This is a genomic window from Saccharopolyspora sp. ID03-671, assembly GCF_045278815.1.
GTDB lineage: Bacteria > Actinomycetota > Actinomycetes > Mycobacteriales > Pseudonocardiaceae > Saccharopolyspora > Saccharopolyspora ipomoeae.
Genome location: NZ_CP134054.1, coordinates 2073302 through 2094140, shown reverse-complemented (window position 1 = coordinate 2094140; position 20839 = coordinate 2073302). Strand labels below are relative to the sequence as shown.

Annotated in this window: 22 protein-coding genes; 11 read left to right on the top strand and 11 right to left on the bottom strand. The window is 71.3% G+C overall.

The window, feature by feature from the left end; all coding sequences use genetic code 11:
- Positions 1 to 3 precede the first annotated feature (3 nt).
- The 5 genes from REH65_RS09255 to REH65_RS09235 are packed head-to-tail and all read right to left on the bottom strand — an operon-like array spanning position 4 to position 1758.
- The gene (locus REH65_RS09255; protein ID WP_406692125.1) at positions 4 to 369 is read right to left on the bottom strand and encodes a hypothetical protein; all 366 of its coding nucleotides are present in this window, start codon (positions 367 to 369) and stop codon (positions 4 to 6) included.
- Positions 366 to 548, bottom strand: coding sequence for a hypothetical protein (locus tag REH65_RS09250; RefSeq protein WP_281457773.1), 183 nt, complete (start codon positions 546 to 548; stop codon positions 366 to 368). The genes REH65_RS09255 and REH65_RS09250 overlap by 4 nt, the downstream gene beginning before the upstream one ends.
- Positions 549 to 579: 31 nt before the next feature.
- Complete coding sequence (locus REH65_RS09245; RefSeq protein WP_406692124.1) at positions 580 to 861, bottom strand: hypothetical protein; 282 nt, start codon at positions 859 to 861, stop codon at positions 580 to 582.
- 43 nt (positions 862 to 904) lie between these two features.
- Positions 905 to 1207, bottom strand: coding sequence for a hypothetical protein (locus REH65_RS09240; RefSeq protein ID WP_406692123.1), 303 nt, complete (start codon positions 1205 to 1207; stop codon positions 905 to 907).
- A gap of 35 nt (positions 1208 to 1242) precedes the next feature.
- Positions 1243 to 1758, bottom strand: coding sequence for an Asp23/Gls24 family envelope stress response protein (locus tag REH65_RS09235; protein ID WP_281457770.1), 516 nt, complete (start codon positions 1756 to 1758; stop codon positions 1243 to 1245).
- A 267-nt stretch (positions 1759 to 2025) separates the two neighbouring features.
- Here REH65_RS09235 and zapE point away from each other — a divergent pair, with 267 nt between their 5' ends.
- Positions 2026 to 3057, top strand: coding sequence for a cell division protein ZapE (zapE, locus tag REH65_RS09230; RefSeq protein WP_406692122.1), 1032 nt, complete (start codon positions 2026 to 2028; stop codon positions 3055 to 3057).
- Positions 3058 to 3270: 213 nt separating this feature from the next.
- Here the strand turns inward: zapE and rocD are convergent, their stop codons facing one another.
- Positions 3271 to 4497, bottom strand: coding sequence for an ornithine--oxo-acid transaminase (rocD, locus tag REH65_RS09225; RefSeq protein WP_406692121.1), 1227 nt, complete (start codon positions 4495 to 4497; stop codon positions 3271 to 3273).
- A gap of 113 nt (positions 4498 to 4610) precedes the next feature.
- Positions 4611 to 6233 (bottom strand): serine/threonine-protein kinase, encoded by a 1623-nt coding sequence (locus REH65_RS09220; protein ID WP_406692120.1) that lies wholly within the window; start codon positions 6231 to 6233, stop codon positions 4611 to 4613.
- Positions 6234 to 6463: 230 nt separating this feature from the next.
- Between REH65_RS09220 and REH65_RS09215 the strand changes: the two genes are divergently transcribed.
- The 4 genes from REH65_RS09215 to REH65_RS09200 all read left to right on the top strand — a co-directional run bounded on the left by REH65_RS09215 (position 6464) and on the right by REH65_RS09200 (position 11103).
- Positions 6464 to 7972, top strand: coding sequence for a sugar ABC transporter ATP-binding protein (locus tag REH65_RS09215; RefSeq protein ID WP_406692119.1), 1509 nt, complete (start codon positions 6464 to 6466; stop codon positions 7970 to 7972).
- Positions 7965 to 8975 carry an ABC transporter permease gene (locus REH65_RS09210; RefSeq protein ID WP_093416417.1) on the top strand — a complete coding sequence of 337 codons (1011 nt, stop codon included), beginning with the start codon at positions 7965 to 7967 and terminating at the stop codon, positions 8973 to 8975. The genes REH65_RS09215 and REH65_RS09210 overlap by 8 nt, the downstream gene beginning before the upstream one ends.
- Before the next feature lie 33 nt (positions 8976 to 9008).
- The gene (locus REH65_RS09205) at positions 9009 to 10013 is read left to right on the top strand and encodes a substrate-binding domain-containing protein (protein WP_281457765.1); all 1005 of its coding nucleotides are present in this window, start codon (positions 9009 to 9011) and stop codon (positions 10011 to 10013) included.
- Positions 10014 to 10278: 265 nt separating this feature from the next.
- On the top strand, positions 10279 to 11103 hold the full coding sequence (locus REH65_RS09200) for a serine hydrolase (RefSeq protein ID WP_406692118.1): 825 nt from the start codon (positions 10279 to 10281) through the stop codon (positions 11101 to 11103).
- On the opposite strand, the gene REH65_RS09195 is transcribed toward REH65_RS09200, so the two are convergent.
- Positions 11087 to 12277, bottom strand: coding sequence for a low temperature requirement protein A (locus REH65_RS09195; RefSeq protein WP_406692117.1), 1191 nt, complete (start codon positions 12275 to 12277; stop codon positions 11087 to 11089). The genes REH65_RS09200 and REH65_RS09195 overlap by 17 nt on opposite strands.
- A 360-nt stretch (positions 12278 to 12637) precedes the next feature.
- On the opposite strand from REH65_RS09195, the gene REH65_RS09190 reads away from it, so the two are divergent.
- Positions 12638 to 13498, top strand: a complete 861-nt coding sequence (locus REH65_RS09190; RefSeq protein ID WP_406692116.1) for a 3-hydroxybutyryl-CoA dehydrogenase — start codon at positions 12638 to 12640, stop codon at positions 13496 to 13498.
- 30 nt (positions 13499 to 13528) lie between these two features.
- Here the strand turns inward: REH65_RS09190 and REH65_RS09185 are convergent, their stop codons facing one another.
- The gene (locus REH65_RS09185; RefSeq protein WP_406692115.1) at positions 13529 to 14179 is read right to left on the bottom strand and encodes a GntR family transcriptional regulator; all 651 of its coding nucleotides are present in this window, start codon (positions 14177 to 14179) and stop codon (positions 13529 to 13531) included.
- Positions 14180 to 14297: 118 nt separating this feature from the next.
- Here REH65_RS09185 and REH65_RS09180 point away from each other — a divergent pair, with 118 nt between their 5' ends.
- Together REH65_RS09180 and REH65_RS09175 are read left to right on the top strand one after the other, a co-directional pair.
- Positions 14298 to 15479 (top strand): CoA transferase, encoded by a 1182-nt coding sequence (locus REH65_RS09180; protein WP_281457760.1) that lies wholly within the window; start codon positions 14298 to 14300, stop codon positions 15477 to 15479.
- Positions 15476 to 16669, top strand: a complete 1194-nt coding sequence (locus tag REH65_RS09175; RefSeq protein ID WP_406692114.1) for an acyl-CoA dehydrogenase family protein — start codon at positions 15476 to 15478, stop codon at positions 16667 to 16669. The genes REH65_RS09180 and REH65_RS09175 overlap by 4 nt, the downstream gene beginning before the upstream one ends.
- Before the next feature lie 61 nt (positions 16670 to 16730).
- On the opposite strand, the gene REH65_RS09170 is transcribed toward REH65_RS09175, so the two are convergent.
- Complete coding sequence (locus REH65_RS09170) at positions 16731 to 17093, bottom strand: hypothetical protein (RefSeq protein ID WP_406692113.1); 363 nt, start codon at positions 17091 to 17093, stop codon at positions 16731 to 16733.
- A 62-nt stretch (positions 17094 to 17155) separates the two neighbouring features.
- Between REH65_RS09170 and REH65_RS09165 the strand changes: the two genes are divergently transcribed.
- Positions 17156 to 17902 carry an MFS transporter gene (locus tag REH65_RS09165; RefSeq protein WP_406692112.1) on the top strand — a complete coding sequence of 249 codons (747 nt, stop codon included), beginning with the start codon at positions 17156 to 17158 and terminating at the stop codon, positions 17900 to 17902.
- A gap of 6 nt (positions 17903 to 17908) precedes the next feature.
- Here the strand turns inward: REH65_RS09165 and REH65_RS09160 are convergent, their stop codons facing one another.
- Positions 17909 to 18712 (bottom strand): SAM-dependent methyltransferase, encoded by an 804-nt coding sequence (locus REH65_RS09160; RefSeq protein WP_406692111.1) that lies wholly within the window; start codon positions 18710 to 18712, stop codon positions 17909 to 17911.
- Between the two features lie 185 nt (positions 18713 to 18897).
- On the opposite strand from REH65_RS09160, the gene REH65_RS09155 reads away from it, so the two are divergent.
- On the top strand, positions 18898 to 19980 hold the full coding sequence (locus REH65_RS09155; protein ID WP_406692110.1) for an S-(hydroxymethyl)mycothiol dehydrogenase: 1083 nt from the start codon (positions 18898 to 18900) through the stop codon (positions 19978 to 19980).
- 35 nt (positions 19981 to 20015) lie between these two features.
- Positions 20016 to 20645 (top strand): MBL fold metallo-hydrolase, encoded by a 630-nt coding sequence (locus REH65_RS09150; RefSeq protein WP_406692109.1) that lies wholly within the window; start codon positions 20016 to 20018, stop codon positions 20643 to 20645.
- Positions 20646 to 20839: the final 194 nt, after the last annotated feature.

Below are 20839 nucleotides of genomic sequence, written 5' to 3'. Positions count from 1 at the left end.
CGCTCACTCCACCCTCGGCGGTGCGGCCGGCGGGACCAGGGCGGACACCGTCACGTCGACGCTGCGGACCCGGCAGCCCGCGATGCGGGCGAGCTCGGTGCCGACGCGCTCGCGCATCGAGGCCACCGCGTCCCGAACCGGGTTCGGGTAGCGCAGCGCCACGGTCAGTCGGACCCGCAGCGCGTCGTCAGGGCCGCTGACCTCGGCCCCGGCGGTGTGCTTGCGGCCGCTGCGCGCGCTGCCCGGGTCGACGTCGGCGGCGTGCGCGGCGATCTTGCGCAGCACCGACCGGTTGACGTGCAGGCTGCCGCGCTCGCCGGAGTCCTCGTCGGGGACGGTCTCCTCGGGGCTGGTCGCGGTTGCGGTCATCGGCGGTCCTTGGCGCGGCCCAGCAGGTCGCCGATCTCCAGCTCGCCGTCGAGGATCCGGCCGATCACCAGACCGACGATGCCGATCAGCAGCGCGATCAGGAACCCGCTGAAACCGCCGACCGCGGCGGCGGTGCCGAGGATCAGTCCGGAGATCAGTCCGGTCTGCGTCGCATTCATCTCCGAGCCTCCTGTGGAAGAAACGAGCGGGTCATCGAACTCGGGGTGGGGCGTGGTGGCGCCGCCACCGGCACCGGGCGCGGTGCAGCAGGCCGCGGACCCCGCGCGGCCTCACTTCGACGACGATCGGTGCCCAAAACCGGGGATCGTCGAATCGGGGGTCGTCGTCGCGGGCATCGTCGGGAAGGCGGGCGCGCAGCCGAGCGAGCCCGACGGCGAAGGCCTCCGGGTCCCCTCCCACGTCCGGGTGGTTCTCCCGGACGAACGCGCGGATCTCGGCGCGCGTCGCCGGATCGTGCTGCACGTCCACCATTCTGCGCCTCCCGTCCGGTCCGGCCGGTTCAGCCGACCCCGGCTCACCCCGCCTCCGGGGCGTCGTCGCCGGCGTCCACGTCCGAGACGTAGATGTCCACCCGGGTCCCGCCGAGCCGTTCGGCCAGCGCACCGCGCAGGTCGTCGACGGTCTCGGTGAGCGGGCGGTCCAGCCGCAGCACCACGCCGATCTCCACGGGCCCGTCCTCGGACATCCGCACGCCGGTGATGCGTTGTCCGGGGAAGTAGGACGCGATCTCGCCGAACGCGCCGCCGTGCAACCGCGCCACCGACGGGTGCGCGAGCACCGCATCGGCGAGCTCCTGAGCGGTGTGCTGCTCCGGCACCTGGGCCTCCTCGGCGGTGTGGGTGGGGGACGACGTCACTCCACGCGCGAGGGCGCGGGCTGCGACGCCTCCTCCTCGTCCTCGCTGGGCAGGTGGATGTCGTTGACGACGATGTTGACCTCGATGACGTCGAGCCCGGTCATCCGCTCCACGGCGGTGATCACGTTGCGCCGCACCGCGCGGGAGAGGTCCACGATGGACGCTCCGTACTCGACGACGATGTCCAGGTCCACCGCCGCCTGCTTCTCGCCGACCTCGACCTGCACACCCGAGGTGGAGGAGGTGCCGCTGCCGCCCGGGATCCGGTCGCGCAGGGCGCCGAAGGCCCGCGAAACTCCGCCGCCCATCGCGTAGACGCCGGAGACCTCGCGCGCGGCGATCCCGGCGATCTTCTGCACCACCGAGGCGGCGATGGTCGTCTTGCCCTGCGAGGTCTCGTCGGCGAGCCGTGCGGGTGAACCGCCGGTCCGCGTCTCCGGAATGCGCCGCTCGGTGCTCGAAGTGCCCGCCTGGGTGGTCTGACCGGACGGCGTGCCGCTGTTCTGGGCCATGGAAATGCAGCTCCTTCCCGGTAACGCCGAAGCGATTCGGCGAGGTGTGACGCGAGTTCTGGTCGCACCTGATCCGAGGGTGTCCCAGGTGCGGGGACGGCACCATTCGGTGCCGGACGACGGCGCCCCATCCGTCACTCGCGCATTCTTCCGCAACGCAGAGGCGGCGGCGAACCGGCTCCCGAACGCGGTTGATCACGCGACGGTGAGCAGGAGCACGTGCCGGTGAGAGCTGGCGCGGCGGGCCCCGGTTATAGAGTCGGTCGCATGAATTTCGCCCGTCTGGTCGACCGCCGTCCAGAGATCACCCCGGACGAGCTGGTCCAGGCGATGACGCCGCCTCCGCGCTTCGAGGCGGCCCGCTTCGAGACCTACATCCCCAACCCCGAGGAGCCCAGCCAGGCCGAGGCCGTGCGGGACTGCTCGGCGTTCGCCCAGCGCATCAACGCTTCCGGCAGCGGTGGCGGCGGTTGGCTGCGCGGGATGTTCGGGGGCAGGAAGAAGACCGACGGCGACAAGCGCGGGCTCTACCTCGACGGCGGGTTCGGCGTCGGCAAGACCCACCTGCTGGCCTCGCTGTGGCACGCCACCGAGGGCACCAAGTCCTACGGGACCTTCGTCGAGATCACCAACCTGGTCGGCGCGCTGGGCTTCGCCGAGACCGTGCGGCGGCTCTCCGAGCACCGGCTGCTGGCCATCGACGAGTTCGAGCTGGACGACCCGGGCGACACGATGCTGGTGACCCAGCTGATCGCGAAGCTCACCGACGCCGGCGTGCACGTGGCGGCCACGTCGAACACGCTGCCGGACAAGCTCGGCGAGGGCCGGTTCGCGGCGGTGGACTTCCTGCGGGAGATCCACGCGATGTCCAACCGGTTCGGCGTGGTGCGGGTCGACGGGCCAGACTACCGGCACCGCGGTCTGCCCGACGCGCCGCCGCCGATGGCCGACGACGAGCTGTCGCGGCTGGCCGAGGCCACCGACGGGTCCACGCTCGACGACTTCGACGAGCTGTGCGGATTCCTCGCGGGCCTGCACGCCTCGAAGTACGGTCGGCTCGTCGACGGCATCACGGCCGTGCACCTCTCCGGTGTGCACGCCGCCCCGGACCAGGACGTGGCGTTGAGGCTGGTGGCGCTGGCCGACCGGCTCTACGACCGCGCCATCCCGGTCCGCGTCTCCGGGACCCCGCTGTCGGGCCTGTTCACCGAGGAGATGCTGCAGGGCGGCTACCGCAAGAAGTACCTCCGCGCGATCAGCCGCCTCACAGCCCTCTCCCGAGACCTCACCAAGTCCTGACCCCACCCGAGACCCCGATCCACCCGAGATACCGCGTCCTGGGGTGCTGCGTGGGGCGCGGTGCTGCGGAGGTGACGGTTTTAGCCATATTGTCCCGACATTTCGGACATTGATCATGGGTGATTATGGCTAAAACCGTCCACTGCCCACGGTCGTCGTCACCGTGACCGCGGGCGGTGAACGGGTTCCGGCATCAGCGCCGCAGCGGAGCGGTCACTTCGCGAGGACGTCGGCGATGGCGTCGATGCCGGTGTCGAGGTCGTCGCGGCTGATCGTCAGGGGCGGGGCGATGCGCAGGGTGGTGGCCTGGGTTTCCTTGCAGAGGACGCCCCCGGCCATCAGCGCTTCGCTCGCCTGGCGGCCGGTGGGGCCGCCGGGGGCGATCTCGACGCCCGCCCACAGGCCGCGGCCGCGGACCTCGGCCACCCCGGAGAGTCCGGTGAGGCGTTCGTGCAGGTGGGCGCCCAGTTCGCGGGAGCGCTGCTGGAACTCCCCGGTGCTCAGCAGGCGGATCACCGCGCGGCCGACGGCCGCGGCGAGGGGGTTGCCGCCGAAGGTCGAGCCGTGCTGGCCGGGCTGCAGCACGCCGATGACGTCGTCGCGGCCGACCACGGCCGAGACCGGGAGGATGCCGCCGCCCAGCGCCTTGCCCAGCGTGTACAGGTCGGCGCGGACGCCGTCGTGGGCGCTGGCCAGCAGCTCACCGGTGCGGGCCAGGCCGGACTGGATCTCGTCGCAGATCAGCAGCGCGCCGTGCTCGTCGCAGGCGCGCCGCAGCCGCGGCAGGTAGTCCGCGGGCGGCACGATCACGCCGGCCTCGCCCTGGATGGGTTCGACCAGCACCGCGGCGGTCCGCTCGCTGATCGCGGCCTCCACCGAGGACGCGTCGCCGTAGGAGGTGACGGTGAACCCGGGCGTGTAGGGGCCGAACTCGGCGCGCGCCTCCGGATCGGTCGAGAACGACACGATCGTGGTGGTGCGGCCGTGGAAGTTCGACCCGGCCACGATGATCTCGGCCTGGTTCTCCGGCACGCCCTTGACCCGGTAGGCCCACTTGCGGGCGATCTTGATCGCCGACTCGACGGCCTCGGCGCCGGAGTTCATCGGCAGCACCCGGTCGGTGCCGGTGAGCTCGGCGAGCTCGCGGCAGAACGGCCCGAGCTGGTCGTGGTGGAACGCGCGGCTGGTCAGCGTCAACCGGCCCAGCTGCTCGGTGGCCGCGGCGATCAGGTCGGGGTGGCGGTGGCCGAAGTTCAGGGCCGAGTAGCCCGCCAGGAAGTCCAGGTACCGGCGACCGTCCACATCGGTCATCCAGGCGCCCTCGGCCTCGGCGATCACGACCGGCAGCGGGTGGTAGTTGTGCGCGCTGTAGCGCTCGTCGAGCGCCAGGAACTCGTCGGCGCGGGACTGGGTGTCGAGGTGGGGGTGGACGGTAGCCATGAGCACAAGGCTATGACGGCGGTCCAGTTGATTTCAGTCGTCGAGCCTTGCTTGTCGCGTCGCTTCGTTGCGTAGATTCGAGCGAAGGCGGAGCTTCGTTGTGCCCGTGGGTGTCAGAGGATGCGTGAGTCGTACCGTCCCGGGGCGTACTGCTCCAGGGCCGTCCGCAGCCGGCGGGCCTCCTGCCGCCGGGCGATGAACCCGCCGGTCGCTCCGATCGGGTAGACCCGACCGCCGCCGTGGTAGCGCCGCACCCGGAGCCACAGCGCCGAGCTGGGCGCCGAACCGTCGGCCAGCCACAGCGCCAGCGCCGTCGACTTGCCGCGACCGACCACGCCGACCCGAGAGATCTGACTCCACGGGTACTCGCGGGTCAGCCCGAACCGGTGCACCACGACGCCGTCGCCGTTGACCTTCAACCGCAGGCTCGGCGCCAGCATCCGCCCCACCGACCAGATCGCGCCGAACACCAGCAGCCCGGCGCCGAGCAGGAACAGCGGTTCCCGGTCGACGCTGACGCGCTCGGCGAGGTAGGCGACACCGACCAGCAGCGCCGCGAAGAACGCCGCCCAGATCCCGGCCGACACCCGTCCGGCGGTGCGGAACTCGGGGCCGGGCCCGTCCCGGCGCACCTGGACGACCTGCGCCTGGGTGGCGCGCTTCTGCGGCGCCGCGGGCGTGATCGGCTGCCGCATCGGCGAAGCCGGAGCCGCCGCGACGGGCGCGGCAGGAGCGGCAGGAGCGGCTGCGGACGGGGCCGGAGCGGACGGGGCGGGTGCGGACTGGGTGTAGGTCCGGGTCTGCTGCTTCGGCGGGTTCAGCGGCGCGGGCGGTGCCGGGGGAGCGTCCGGTGCCTGCGCGGTGCGCTGCAGCTCGGTGGCGTGCTGGGCGATCACCGCGGTGATGGGTTGCGGCAGCCAACCGCTGCCCTGCGGGCTGGTCTCGCCGATCCGGTCCAGCATCTGCGTCGGGGTCGGCCGGTCCGCCGGGTCCTTGGCCAGGCACTCCGCCAGCAGCGGCCGGAGTCCGTCGGGAACCTTCTCCAGGTCGGGTTCGGCGTGCGCGACCTTGTACAGCAGCGAAGCGGTGCTCTCCTCGCCGAACGGCCCGCAGCCGGTCGCGGCGAACACCAGCACCGCGCCCAGCGAGAACACGTCGCTGGCGGGTCCCACCTCGCCGCCGAGCGTCTGCTCGGGCGAGAAGAACCCCGGCGTCCCCAGGAAGATGCCGGTGGCGGTCAGCGAATGCCCGGTCATGGCGCGGGAGATGCCGAAGTCGATGACGCGCGGCCCGTCCGGCCCCAGCAGGACGTTGGCGGGCTTGAGGTCGCGGTGCACCAGCTCGGCGTTGTGGATGGCCACCAGCGCCTCGGCCAGCCCCGCGCCCAGGCTGCGCACGGTGGCCTCGGGCAGCGCCCCGTGGTCGGCGACCGCCTGGTGCAGCGTCGGCCCCGGGACGTACTCGGTGGCCAGCCACGGCTGCTCGGCGTCCGGGTCGGCGTTGACGACCGCGGCGGTCCAGAACCCGCCGACCGCGTGCGCGGCGTCGGCCTCGCGGCGGAACCGCTCGCGGAACTCGGGGTCCTCGGCGAGGTCGGCGCGGATGACCTTGACCGCGACCACGCGACCGCCGCGCGAGCGGCCGAGGTAGACCCCGCCCATCGCGCCGCGGCCCAGCCGCGCCAGCAGCCGGTAGTCGCCGACCGCGGTCGGATCACTGGCGAGCAACGGCTGCACGGCGTCTTCGCCCCCTAGATCATCGATGTCGCATTCGCGCTGTCCCCGACCGAAAGCTTACGTACCCACCGCATCCCTGTCCGGGAGTCGTCCGGATTCCGCGGCTCGCGCCGCTCCGGTAATCGGTTACTTGGCTTCGTTCCAGCCCTTTCACGATGAGCTGCGCTGTGGGTATGATCCGGCGCACCGTGACCTGGAGCACGATCAACGACGATCGAGGGAGGCACGCCGTGACAGCCAGCGGACGACGCCCGGCGGTGGCGCTGCGCGGCGTCGGCAAGCGGTTCCCCGGGGTGGTCGCCGTCGACGGGGTGACGCTGGAGATCGAACCCGGCGAGGTGCACGTCTTCGCAGGTGAGAACGGTGCCGGCAAGTCCACGCTGATGAAGCTGATCGCCCAGGTCGAGCCGCCCACCAGCGGTCGCGTCGAACTGGACGGTGAACCGGTGGTCCACCAGGGGCCGGGTGCGGCGCGGCGGCTCGGGGTGTCCATGGTGCACCAGGAGTTCGCCCTCGCCCCGGACCTGTCGGTAGCTGAAAACCTCTTCATCGGGCACGAACCCGGTCGCAGCGGATGGATCTCCCGCGCGGCCGAGCGCCGCGACGCGCGGGAGCTGCTCGCCCGCGTCGGCCTGGACGTCGACCCGGGGCGGCGGGTGTCGCTGCTGTCCACAGCGGAGCAGCAGCGGGTCGAACTCGCCAAAGCCCTGGCGGTGCGGGCGAAAGTGCTCATCCTCGACGAGCCGACGGCCAGCCTCACCGAACGCGAGACCGAGGAGCTGTTCGGCATCGTCCGCGAGCTCACCGGGCAGGGCATCGCCGTCCTCTACATCTCGCACCGGCTCGACGAGATCTTCGAGATCGGCGATCGGGTGACGGTGATGCGCGACGGGGCGGTCGTGGAGACCGCGCCGGTCGACGGCCTGGACGAGGCGCGGCTGGTGCAGCTCATGGTCGGCCGCGACGTCGCCAACCTCTACCCGCGCACCCACCGGGCGCCCGGCGAGGTGCGGCTGGAGGTCGACGGGCTCAGCCGCGGCGAGCGGGTGCGCGACGTGTCCTTCCAGGTCCGCGCCGGCGAGATCGTGGGGCTGGCGGGGTTGGTCGGTGCGGGCCGAACCGAGTTGGCGCGAGCCGTCTTCGGCGCCGAACCGCCCGACCGCGGAACGATCACAGTGGACGGTCGCGCGCTGCGCATCCGCGGCCCGGCCGACGCCATCGCGGCCGGCATCGGCTACCTCACCGAGAGCCGCAAGGAAGACGGTCTGGCGCTGCAGCTGGGCGTGGACAAGAACATCACGATGGCCAAGCTGCCGATGCTGCGCTTCGGGCTCATCGACCTGAAGGCGGAGCGGGACATCGCCGAGCGCGAGCGGGAGTCGCTGCGCATCCGGGTCCCGCGCGTCGGGCGGCAGGCGCAGACCCTCTCCGGCGGCAACCAGCAGAAGGTCGTGCTGGCGCGCTGGCTGGAGACCGGTGCCGACGTGCTGTTCTTCGACGAACCCGGCCGGGGCATGGACGTCGGCGCCAAGTCGGAGATGTTCCAGCAGCTGGATTCCCTGGCGGAGCAGGGGAAAGCGGTCGTGCTGATCTCCAGCTACCTGCCGGAGCTGCTGAACATGTGCGACCGGATCCTGGTGATGCGCGGTGGCCGCATCACCGGGGAGGTGCAGCGGACGGAGTTCTCCGAGGAACGCGTGGTCGCGCTCGCGACCGGAGCGAAGGGCAACCATGACTGAGCAGACCAAGGCACCGTCCACAGGGGACCGCGGGCTGCTGGGCGGCCTGGGCGACCGGCTCTCCGGAGCGGTCTCGCAGGTCGCGGCGGCGGGCGCGCTGATCGTCGTGTTCATCGTCCTGTCGATCGTCGCGCCGTCGTTCCTCACCGCCGACAACCTGTTCAACCTCGGGTCGCAGACCTCGGTGAACGCGGTGATGGCGGTGGGCGTGACGCTGGTGATCATCACCGGCGGCATCGACCTGTCGGTGGGATCGGTTGCCGCGCTGTCCGGGGTGATCGGCGTGCTGCTGATGGCCGAGTACGGGTTCAACCCGCTGCTGGGCATCGTCGGCGGGCTGGTCGTCGGCGCGCTGGCCGGGCTGGTCAACGGGCTGCTGGTGTCGGTGGTGGGGCTGCCGCCGTTCATCGCCACGCTCGGGATGCTCAGCGTGGGCCGGGGTCTGGTGCTCATCGCCACCGGCGCGGTCGCGGTGTTCGGCGCGCCGGACTCGTTCCGGCTGCTGGGGCAGGGCGTCATCGGCATCCTGCCGATCCCGATCGCGCTGATCATCCTGGTGGCCGTGCTCGGGTACGTGGTGCTCACCCGCACCCGGCTGGGCCGCTACGCCTACGTGATGGGCTCGAACATGGAAGCCGCGCGGCTGTCCGGCGTCCCGGTCAAGCGCTACATCACGTCGGTGTACGTGCTCTCGGGTGCGCTGGCCGGACTCGGCGGCATGATCGCGGCGTCGCGGATCAACTCGGGTCAGCCGAACTTCGGCGAGGGCCTGGAGCTGGACGTGATCGCGGCGGTCGTCATCGGCGGCGCCAGCCTCATGGGCGGGCGCGGGACCGTGCTGGGCTCGCTGATCGGGGCCTTCCTGGTCGCGGTCATCCGCAACGGCGCGGTGCAGCTCAACATCGGCACCTTCTACCAGAACGTGCTGATCGGCGTGATCATCTGGCTGGCGGTCTGGTGGGACCTGTACCAGCGCCGCAAGCTCGGCGGCGACGCCGGATAGCCCTGTTTTCGCGATGAGCAAAGGAGCTCTGCGGTGAAGAAGGTTCTGACGGCAACGTGCGTGCTGCTGACGCTCGCCGCCACCGGCTGCAGCGTCGGGGTGCGCGAGCAGACCGGCGGCGGTGGGCAGGACGGCGGTCCGATCAAGATCGCGGTGGTGCCCAAGGCGATCGGCTTCGACTTCTGGGAGAAGGTCCGCGTCGGCGCCGAGTGCGCCGGGTCCAAGCAGCAGGGCGTCGAGCTGCACTGGGACGGCGTGAGCGCGGAGAGCGACGTCAGCGGCCAGCAGAGCCTGCTGCAGGACATGCTCGCCCAGGGGGACGTGAAGGGTCTGGTGTACGCGGCCACCGACGCCAAGGCGCTGTCCGACGTCACCAAAACGGCGCAGGGGCAGGGGACCACGGTGGTCAACATGGACTCCGGGACGACCCCGCAGCCGCCGGACGTGCCGGTGTTCGCCACCAACAACGTCGCCGCCGCCGAGCAGGGCACCGACGAGCTGGCCAAGCAGCTGGGCGGGCAGGGCAAGGTGGCCTTCATCGAGTTCCAGGCCGGGACCAGCACCAACGAGACGCGCGGCCAGGGCTTCAAGAACGGACTGGCCAAGCACCCGGGGCTGCAGCTGGTGGCGCAGCAGTCCAGCGACAGCGACTACAACAAGGCGCTGCAGGTCACCCAGGACATCCTGACGGCGAACCCGGACCTCAACGGCATCTACGCGGCCAACGAGCCCAGCGTGCTCGGCGCGGCCGAGGCGGTCCGGCAGTCGGGCAAGGCCGGCCAGGTCAAGATCATCGGCTGGGACACCTCGGAGGGCCAGATCCAGTCCCTCCGCGACGGCGTGATCACCGGCCTCATCGCCCAGAACCCGTTCAAGATGGGCTACGCGGCGGTCAACACCGCCGTCTCCAAGATCCGGGGCTCCGCCGAGCAGGCCCCGGCCACCGACACCGGCGCCACCCTCATCACCAAGGACAACCTCGACTCCCCGGAGATCCAGAAGATCCTGAACCCCACTTGCGAGAACCCACCCCAGTAACCGATCCCGAAATCCACACCGCGTCAAGAACCCCGGTTTTCGCGCGACGAGAACCGGGGTTTTCGCGCGACGAATGCAGCGGTTTTCGACCGGGTGAGCGGTGTGATCCAGCTGCGGGGGTGGTCGGGGTGTGTTGTCGTGGGATTTGAGGGGGTTTCGCGAACCGAGTTCGTGTGTCGTTTCGTGCCTGACCACGACATCGGGGGGTTCCGTGTTCGGTGGGCATCGGTGTTCGACACGTCCGCCGCGCCGGTGCGCGGTGGAGGTGGCCGGTGTCGTCGTGGGGGTGCTGGTGAGCGGGTGCTCGCCGCCGGCGGTGGCGACCTGGGAGGGGCACGGCCAGGAGCAGGTCAGCACCTACGAGGCCGTCAACCGGCCGACCGGGGCCGCGGCCGCCGCGATCAACGCGGTCGACCAGCTGTCCGAGGCTCGGGGGAACTCCCTGGGCATCGCCGTGCTGGACCGCTCGACCGGCGAGCTGTCCTGGGGGCGCGACGGGGCGCGGCAGATGTACTCGGCGTCGCTGTCGAAGGTCGTCGTGGCGGTCGAACTGCTCGAACGGGGAGACGTCACCCCGCAGGACCGGGAGCTGATGCGGCGCGCGCTCGGTCCCAGCGACGACGAGGCCATGAACGCCCTCTGGGACCGCCACGGCGGCAGCTCGCTCATCGCCGACGCCGCCGAGCGGATGCGCCTCCAGCAGACCCGGCCGCCCGCCGACCCGGGGCGCTGGGGCGACACCCTCACCTCGGCCCGCGACATCGCCGCGGTCTTCCAGCACCTGCTCGGCCGGATGCCGTCGGCCGACCGCGATTTCGTCCTCGCCGCGCTGCACGCGGCGCCGGAGCGGGCGGCCGACGGGGTCAACCAGAAGTTCGGTCTGATGGCGGTGCGCGCCGAGGCGGTCAAGTCCGGCTGGATGTGCTGCCAGCTCGGCAGGGTCTGGGTGCACAGCGCGGGCGTCGTCGACCCCGACCGCCGGCGCTACGTCGTCGCACTGCTCAGCGACCAGCCCAGCTCGGTCGGTTACGGCGAGGCCGTCGCCGACATCACCGAGGCCGCCCGCACCGCGCTCAGTCCGCTGCGCTGACCGGGTTCCGCTGGGTGAGCAGCCCGGCGGTCAGGATCAGCGCCATCAGCACGCCCAGCAGCAGCACCGTCAGCGCGATGCCGAACGTGTGCGCCAGCAGCGCCGTGCCCACCAGCAGCACCGAGCCGACCACCGAGATCAGCATGGCGGTCCGGCCCGCGTCGGCGTATCCGGTGTGCAGCAGGCCGATCAGCAGCAGGTACACCACCAGCGGCACGGCCAGCGTCAGCGCGGCCGAGACCTCGCCGATGTGCGCCTTGTGCGCGTGGGAGTCGATGGCGACCTCCAGCCCGGCGCCCACCGCCGCGACCGAGGCGAACACGAAGATGTGGCTGTACCCCCAGGTCAGGGCGGTCTTGACGCTCTCGCGCAGGTGCTGCACGGCGGAGTGCTTGAAGTAGATCCACCACATCGCGAAGATCAGCAGCAGGCCGCCGACGCCGATCTGCAGCAGCCCGGCCGACCAGCCGCCGTCGGCCACGTCCTCCTGCATCGCCGCGGTCACGCCCAGCACGACCTCGCCCAGCGAGATGATCGTGAACAGGCCGTAGCGCTCGGCGATGTGGTGCGGGTGCCAGTTGGTCTGCGAGCGGCGCTCGGCGATCGCGGGCACCGCGAGCTCGGCGGCGACCAGCACCACGAAGCCGATCTCGCCGTAGGGGTGCGGCAGGAGCAGGCGCAGGAGCCAGCCGACCTGCACGATCGCGATGCCGCCCGCGTAGCGCAGCGTGCAGCCGCGGTTCTCGGGATGTTCGGCGGCGGCGCGCAGCCACTGCGCGATCATCGCCACCCGCATCACCACGTAGCCGAAGGTGACGATCCGGAAGTCGTAGTCGTGGAACGTCGCGGGCACCCCGGCGGCCAGCACCAGCACGCCGCCCATCTGCAGCAGCGTCAGCAGCCGGTAGGGCACGTCGTCGGTGTCGTAGGCCGACGCGAACCAGGTGAAGTTCATCCACGCCCACCAGATGGCGAAGAAGACCATCAGGTAGCCGAGGGCGGTGGGCGCGAAGTGCCCTTCGGAGAGCCCGTGGTGCAGTTGCACGGCGGCCTGTCCGACCGCGGCAACGAAGCACAGGTCGAACAGCAGCTCCAGCGGAGTCGCCGCGCGGTGACGTTCCTCCGGATCGCGCGCGACCATCCGGCCCCGCAGCGGCGGCAGATTGTTGCTCATGGTGGCGGAGTATGACAGCACGTCGCTTCGATCAGCGTTCACGCAGGTGGGGGAGTTGCGGGAACGAAATGATCGTCCACTGTGCATGACCGGAGCGCATGCGCCCGGACACGGACAGTGCGGTAGCCTCGGGGGTGCAAGGGGGTCAGGGTCGGACAGTCGGGGGACGACCGGGAGCCGGGTCCGCACGCCAGGACCCGGCTCTCCGTGCGTTTCGCCCCGGTGCGCGGTGGCCCGGTGCGCGGTGCCCCGGTGTGCCTTCAAGCACGGTTGATCGGTCCCGTTCGGCGGTTTTTGGCATGATCCGACGCGGATAGCGTCATGAGCGGCAGTGCGGCCGGGACCGGAAGGAACTGTGTGGTGACCAAGATCGAACGCCTGGGAGTCGTCGGTGGCGGGCAGATGGGCGGGGGCATCGCCGAGGTCGGCGCCCGCGCGGGTCTGGACGTGATCGTCCGCGAGATCGATGACGACGCCGCCCGGGCCGCTCGCTCTCGGCTGTGGAAGTCGCTCAACCGCGCGGTCCAGAAGGGCAAGATGACCGAGGCCGAGCGCGACGCCACGCAGGAGCGCCTGCACTTCACCACCACGCTCGCCGACCTCGACGACCGCGACATGGTGATCGAGGCGATCGCCGAGGACGAAGGTCTCAAGCTCAAGCTGTTCGCCGAGCTGGACGAGCTGCTCACCGACCCGGACGCGATCCTGGCCTCGAACACCTCGTCCATCCCGATCGCCAAGCTCGCCGGCGCCACCAAGCGCCCCGACAAGGTCATCGGCGTGCACTTCTTCAACCCGGTGCCGGTGCTCAACCTCGTGGAACTGGTCCCGTCGCTGCTCACCAGCGAGGAGACCGTCGAGCGCGCCGGTGCCTTCGCCACCGAGCAGCTCGGCAAGGAGACCATCCGCGCCGAGGACCGCTCCGGCTTCATCGTCAACGCGCTGCTGGTGCCCTACCTGCTCTCGGCGATCCGGATGTTCGAGGACGGCCACGCCAGCGCCGAGGACATCGACAACGGCATGGTGCAGGGCTGCGCCCACCCGATGGGCCCGCTGCGGCTGTCGGACATGGTCGGCCTCGACACCCTCAAGGCCATCGCCGACTCGATGTACGAGGAGTACGCCGAGCCCACCTACGCCGCCCCGCCGCTGCTCAAGCGCATGGTCGACGCCGGGCTCAAGGGCAAGAAGAGCGGCCAGGGCTTCTACGCGTACGAATGATCGGTTCGGCCCGGACAGGGTGGTCCGGGCCTACTCCTTCTCGCCGATGGTGCCGCGCAGCGCGTCGACGGCGTGGTCGCGGTGCGCGGCGAGCAGGTGGATCAGGTCGTCCGAGCGGCGGTCGTGGGCCGCGGAGATGATGGCCTCGTGCTCGCGGCGCACGCGTTCGCGGTTGGTGCCCGAGTTGTAGTAGACCGCGCGGTAGGCGTCGGTGGCGTCCCACAGCGTGCGCACGACGCGCAGCAGGCGCGGCATGCCGGCGGGTTCCAGCAGCGCGAAGTGGAAGCGGCGGTTGGCCGCGATCATCGCCACCAGGTCGCCGTCCTCGGCGGCCTTCTCCACGTCCTGACCGGCGTCGGTGATGCGCGTCAGGTCGGCGTCGGTGAGCTGCTCGGCGGCCACCCGCACCGCCTCGGCCTCCAGCAGCTCGCGCATCCGGTAGACCTCCAGCAGATCCGCCAGCGACAGCTCGGCCACCGAGTAGCCGCGGTGCGGCTGGTAGACGACCTGTCCCTCCGCTTCGAGCGTCTTGAGGGCCTCGCGCAGCGGCACGCGGCTGACGCCCAGGCCCGCTGCGATGGTGTCCTGGCGGATCGGCTGCCCCGGCGTGAGATCGCCGGACACGATGGATCTGCGCAGCTCATCGAGGACGAAGGCCTGCGTCGTGGGTGGTCTGCGCATCGGGAGCTCCAACCTCGGGTGCGGACACGCGGGCGGCGAGTTCGGGTTGACCGCGTCTCGAGCAACTGTATATTGGATCCACATTTCCGGACGCGCAAGCCGTCGGAGAGGTGGGGGCATGGAAACGCTGCCGTTGGACGGCGTGCTCGTCGCGGACTTCAGCCGGGTCCTGGCCGGGCCCTACGCGACGATGCTGCTGGCCGACCTCGGAGCCACCGTGATCAAGGTCGAGCGGCCCGGCACCGGCGACGACACGCGCTCCTGGGGTCCACCGTGGACGGACAACGGGTCCGCCTACTTCGAGTCGGTCAACCGGAGCAAGCGCAGCGTCGCCCTCGACCTGTCCGACCCCGACGACCGCGAGGCCGCGCGCGAACTCGTGCGGCGGTCCGACGTGCTGGTGGAGAACTTCAAGGTCGGCTCGCTCGCGCGGTACGGCCTGGACTTCGACTCCGCCCACGAGCTCAACCCCGGGCTGATCTACACCTCCATCTCGGGCTTCGGCTCCGCCGAGGGCGCCGAGCTGCCCGGCTACGACTTCGTGGTGCAGGCCCTGGGCGGGCTGATGAGCATCACCGGCGAGCCCGAGCGACCACCGGTAAAGGTCGGCGTCGCCGTCGTCGACGTGCTCACCGGCAAGGACGCGGCGCTCGGCATCATGGCCGCGCTGCGTCACCGCGAGCGGACCGGGCTGGGGCAGCACGTCGAGGTCAACCTCATGTCGAGCCTGCTGGGGTCGTTGGCCAACCAGATGTCGAGCCTGCTCACCACCGGTATCGCCCCGCAGCGGATGGGCAACCGGCACCCGAGCATCGCGCCGTACGAGACGCTGCGCTGCGAGGACGCGTTCCTGGCCGTCGCGGTCGGCAACGACGCGCAGTTCCGCAAGCTCTGCGAGGGGCTGGGGCTCGTGTCGATGCCCGACGAGCCCGAGTTCGCCACCAACGCCCAGCGCGTCGCTCACCGCGAGGAGATGGTGCGGCGGCTGGAGAACGTGCTCGGTGCCCGGCCGGCCGCCGACTGGCAGCGGCGGCTGCAGGGCCTGGGCATCGCGTGCGGGCAGGTCAACGACCTGTCGGGGGCGGTGCACTACGCCGAGTCGCTGGGTCTGCGGCCGATGGTCGACCCGGGCGGCGGTGCGGCGATGCAGGTGCGGATGCCCATCGACTTCTCCGGCCACGGCAGCGCCGAGGTGGCCCCGCCGCCGCTGCTGGGCCAGCACGACAAGGAGGTCCTCGCGTGGCTGCAGGACCCCGAGCGACCGCTTCCCCCGATCTCGTCCAGGAAGGACTCGCAATGAGCACCGGTGGTTCCCGACCGAAGTTCGACCCGCACGACCCGCTGGGCATCGACGCCGAGTTCACCTCGGAGCAGCTGGCGATCCGCGACAGCGTCCGGGCGCTGTGCCGCGACCACGTTCAGCCGCACGTCGCCGAGTGGTACGAGAACGGCGAGTTCCCGCAGGCGCGCGAACTCGCCCGGGAGCTCGGCAAGCTCGGCGTGCTGGGCATGCACCTGGAGGGCTACGGCTGCGCCGGTCTGTCCGCTGTGGACTACGGGATCGCCTGCGAGGAGCTGGAAGCCTGCGACTCCGGGCTGCGCTCGCTGGTGTCGGTGCAGGGATCGCTGGCGATGTTCGCGATCTGGCGCTGGGGTTCGGAGGAGCACAAGCAGCGCTGGCTGCCGCAGATGGCCGCGGGCGAGGCGATCGGCTGCTTCGGCCTGACCGAGCCCGACCACGGCTCCGATCCCTCGTCGATGCGCACCGCTGCGCGCCGCGACGGTTCCGACTGGATCCTCAACGGCCGCAAGATGTGGATCACCAACGGCAGCATCGCCTCGGTCGCCGTGGTGTGGGCGCAGACCGATGAGGGCGTGCGCGGGTTCGTGGTGCCCACCGACACCCCGGGCTTCTCGGCGCCGGAGATCAAGCGCAAGCTCTCGCTGCGCGCCTCGGTGACCGCCGAGCTGGTGCTCGACGACGTCCGGCTGCCCGGCGAGGCCGTGCTTCCCGAGGTCACCGGCCTGCGCGGGCCGCTGTCCTGCCTCAACGAGGCCCGCTACGGCATCGTGTGGGGTTCGGTCGGCGCCGGGCGCAGCTGCCTGGAGGCGGCGCTGGACTACGCGACCACCCGGGAGCAGTTCGGCCGCCCGATCGGCGGGTTCCAGCTCACCCAGTCCAAGCTCGCCGACATGGCGGTGCGGGTGCAGAACGGCAGGCTGCTGGCGCTGCACCTGGGCAAGCGCAAGGACGCCGGTCAGCTGAGCCCGCAGCAGGTCAGCTTCGGCAAGCTCGACAACGTCCGCGGCGCCCTGGAGGTCGCGCGCACCGCGCGGACGATCCTCGGAGCCAACGGGATCTCGCTGGAGTACCCGGTGATCCGGCACATGACGAACCTGGAGTCCGTGCTGACCTACGAGGGCACCAGCGAGATGCACGCGCTGACCATCGGCCAGGCGATGACCGGGATTCCCGCGTTCCGGGGATGACGGGTTCGTCACCTTAGCCTTGCTAAGGATTGTCCGGCGTCGGAGGCTGACGGGACCTGGACTAGGGGGTCGTGATGTCAGCCGTGGTGGTCGGGCAGCGCAGCGTCGGGATTCCGCGGGTGCTCTCGTCGGTGGCCGCGGTGGTGACCGTCGGCGTCTTCCCGGTGTTCCTGGTCGGCGGGCTCGGCGTGCAGCTCCAGCAGGACCTGCGCTTCGGCGCCGCGCTGCTGGGCGTGGGCGCGGCCGGGTTCTTCGGGGTCGCCTCGGTGTCCTCGCGCGGCATGGGCTGGGTGGTGGAGCGAATCGGCGCCCGGCTCGGCATGCGCATCGGCGCGCTGGGCAGCTCGGTGTGCCTGTTCGGGTTGGCGGCCGCGCCGAACGCGGTGTGGCTGATGGGTCTGCTGTGGCTGGCGGGCCTGCCCAACTCGCTGGCCCAGCCCGCCTCGAACCTGCTGATCGCGCAAGGGATTCCGGCACCACCGGGGCATGGGGTTCGGGGTCAAGCAGTCCTCGATCCCGGTCGCCACGCTGCTGGCCGGTGTGGCGGTGCCGGCCATCGCGCTCACCGTCGGCTGGCGCTGGGTGTTCCTGATCGGCGGCGTGGTCGGGCTGGTCGCGGCCGCGGCGGTGCCCGCGCTGCCGCAGGCCGAGCGCTCGGCGGCCACCCGTCCGGGCGGGGGCGGTGCGGGCGCGAACTTCACGGCGCTGCTGCTCATCGCGATCGCCGGGGGCTTGGGATCGGCGGCGGCCAACGCGCTGGGCGCGTTCGTCACCACCACGGCGGTCGAGGTGGGCTTCAGCCCGTGGGCGGCCGGACTCGTGCTGTCGGTGGGGTCGGCCGTGGGCCTGACGATCCGCCTGGCGGCGGGCGTGGCCGCCGACCGCCGGAATCCGGACCTGATCCGCGTGATCACGGTGATGCTGCTGATCGGGTCGCTGGGCTTCGGCCTGATGGCGGTGGAGTCGCCTCCGGTGTTCCTCGTCGGCGTGGCCGTCGGCTTCGGCGCGGGCTGGGCGTGGCCGGGACTGCTGAACTTCGCGGTCGCCAAGATCGCCCCGGATCGGGTGGCCAGCGCGACCTCGTTCACCCAGACCGGCATCTACTTCGGCGGCAGCCTCGGCCCGCTGCTGTTCGGCCTCCTCGCCGAGCACGCCGGTCTCGCCGGGGCATGGCTCGCCGCGGGCGCCTGCGCCATCACCGCGGCGATCCTGCTCCTGTTCGTCCGCCGCTGAGCGGGCTCAGCCCTTGCGGGCGATGCCGCCGTGCACCAGCCGGTAGGGCGACGGGGCCGGCGTGCCCGGGTCGGGGCGCCAGTCGGCGAGGCAGGCCGTGCCCGGGGGAACCGGGTCGAGGTCGCCGAAGAACGACTCGATCTCCCGGATGTCGCGCAGGTGGATCGGGTCTGAGGTCTCCGCGTAGTGCTCGGCGAGCACCCGCGCCGGGGCCGGCTCGTGGCTGTCGGTGACGTGCGAGATCACCAGGTGGCTGCCGGGGGCGAGCACCTCCCGGTAGGTGGCCACCAGCTCCGCCGGCTGGTCGGAGTCGGGGAGGTAGTGCAGCACCGAGGACATCAGCAGGCCGACCGGCTCGTCCAGGTCCAGCAGCGCCCGGACCTCGGGCGAGCACAGGACCGACTTCGGGTCGCGGATGTCGGCGTGGGTGATCGCCGCGTTGATCTCGGCGGCCAGCAGGGGTTTGCTGTGCGCGACGGTGAGCGGTTCGTTGTCCACGTAAACCACCCGGAAGTGGCGCGTGCGTCGGCGTGCCACCTCGTGCACGTGGCCGATGGTCGGGATTCCGGACCCCAGATCGAGGAACTGGCGAACGCCGTGGGCGAGCAGGTATTCGACCGCGCGCCGCAGGAAGGCGCGGTTCTCCCGGTACGTTCCGCCGATGCCCGGCAGCGCCGTCTCCAGTCGCTCCACGATGGAGCGTTCGACGCCGAAGTTGTGGCAGCCGCCCAGGAACGCGTCGTACATCCGGGCCGAGGCGGGACGGTTGATGTCCATCTCCCGGATCGCCGTGCTGCGCGTGTCCATCATCGCTCGTCCTCCCTCTCCGCTGAAATCATACAGTAATCACGTTGTCACGATGAGTGTTCGCAACGATCGGGGGCACTGATCAATGCGCTCTTGTGATGGCCCGTTGCGCATATGACGATGTGCCTGGGCTGCACCAGCCCAGGCGAGTGATCAGCACCCCGACGATGTGGTCCCGGGAGGCAGTCGTGTCCGACGTGCAGGCGGTGGTTTCGACCGGCAAGGGCAGTCCGGTCGAGGTCGTGACGATCAAGGTCCCGGACCCGGGTCCGGGTGAAGCGGTGGTGCGGGTCCAGGCCTGCGGGGTCTGCCACACCGACCTGCACTACCGCGAGGGCGGCATCAGCGATGACTACCCGTTCCTGCTCGGGCACGAGGCCGCCGGCGTCGTCGAGCAGGTCGGCGAGGGCGTCACCGACGTCTCGCCCGGTGACTTCGTGGTGCTCAACTGGCGCGCGGTCTGCGGCGTCTGCCGGGCCTGCAAGCGCGGCCGCCCGCAGTACTGCTTCGACACCCACAACGCCGCCCAGCCGATGACGCTGGCCGACGGCACCCGGCTCGAGCCGGCGCTGGGCATCGGCGCGTTCGCCGAGAAGACCCTGGTCCACGCCGGGCAGTGCACGAAGGTCGATCCTTCGGCGCGAGCCGCGGTGGCGGGTCTGCTGGGCTGCGGCGTGATGGCCGGGATCGGCGCGGCGGTCAACACCGGCGGCGTGGGCCCGGGCGACACGGTCGCGATCCTGGGCTGCGGCGGTGTCGGCGACGGCGCGGTGGCCGGAGCCGCGATGGCCGGGGCGCGGCGCATCATCGCAGTGGACACCGACCCGAAGAAGCTGAGCTGGGCCGAGGGCTTCGGCGCCACCCACACCGTCAACGCCGCGGAGAACGACAGCGTCGAGGCGATCCGCGAGCTCACCGGTGGTTTCGGCGCCGACGTGGTGATCGACGCGGTCGGCCGCGTGGAGACCTTCAAGCAGGCGTTCTACGCCCGCGACCTGGCCGGGACGGTGGTCCTGGTCGGCGTGCCGACCCCGGAGATGACGCTGGACCTGCCGCTGCTGGACGTCTTCGGGCGCGGCGGCGCGATCAAGTCCTCCTGGTACGGCGACTGCCTGCCCGAGCGCGACTTCCCGATGCTCATCGAGCTCTACCAGCAGGGCAGGCTGCCGCTGGAGAAGTTCGTGACCGAGGAGATCGCCCTGGACCAGGTGGAGCAGGCGTTCGAGAAGATGCACCGCGGCGAGGTCCTGCGCTCCGTGGTGACCTTCTGAACGAAAACGACCCCGATTTCCCGGTGGTGTGAACAATGACGCTGCGAATCGACCACGCGGTGACGTCCGGAACGTTCTCGCTGGACGGGCAGACCTTCGACGTGGACAACAACGCCTGGGTCGTCGGCGACGACTCGGAGTGCGTGGTGCTCGACGCGCCGCACGACGTGGCCGCGATCCGGGGGCTGGTCGGCGACCGGACGGTCCGCGCCGTGCTGTGCACGCACGCCCACGACGACCACGTGCGCAAGGCGCCGGAGCTGGCCGACGCCGTCGGCGCACCGATCCACCTGCACCCGGACGACCGGGTGCTGTGGGACATGACCCATCCCGACCGGAAGCCGGACCGCGAGCTCACCGACGGCGAGGTGATCGAGGTCGGCGGCGGCGAGCTGCGGGTGCTGCACACACCGGGCCACGCGCCCGGCGCCGTGTGCTTCCACGTCCCCGGCTTGGGCGTGGTGTTCACCGGCGACACGCTGTTCGCCGGTGGGCCCGGGGCGACCGGGCGGTCCTACTCGGACTTCGGCGTGATCACCGACTCGATCCGGGACCGGCTCCTGCCGCTGCCCCCGGAGACCGAGGTCCGTCCCGGTCACGGGGAGTCGACGACCATCGGCGAGGTGCGCGGTCAGTTCGACGAGTGGGTGGCGCGCGGCCACTGATCAGTCGTCGGTACGAGGTGGGGCGTTCTACACTCACACCTTCGACTGATGAGCTGGGGCCGGACGGCGGGCAAGATCTGGAGCCCGCCGTCCGCAGCGCCGGTCTGGCGGGAGCGGCGTGCTGCGGAGCCGTGACTCCGGTGTTCGCGGCACGCCGAGCGGGCGGTGCCGTGCGCGGTTCCGCGAGCCCCGTT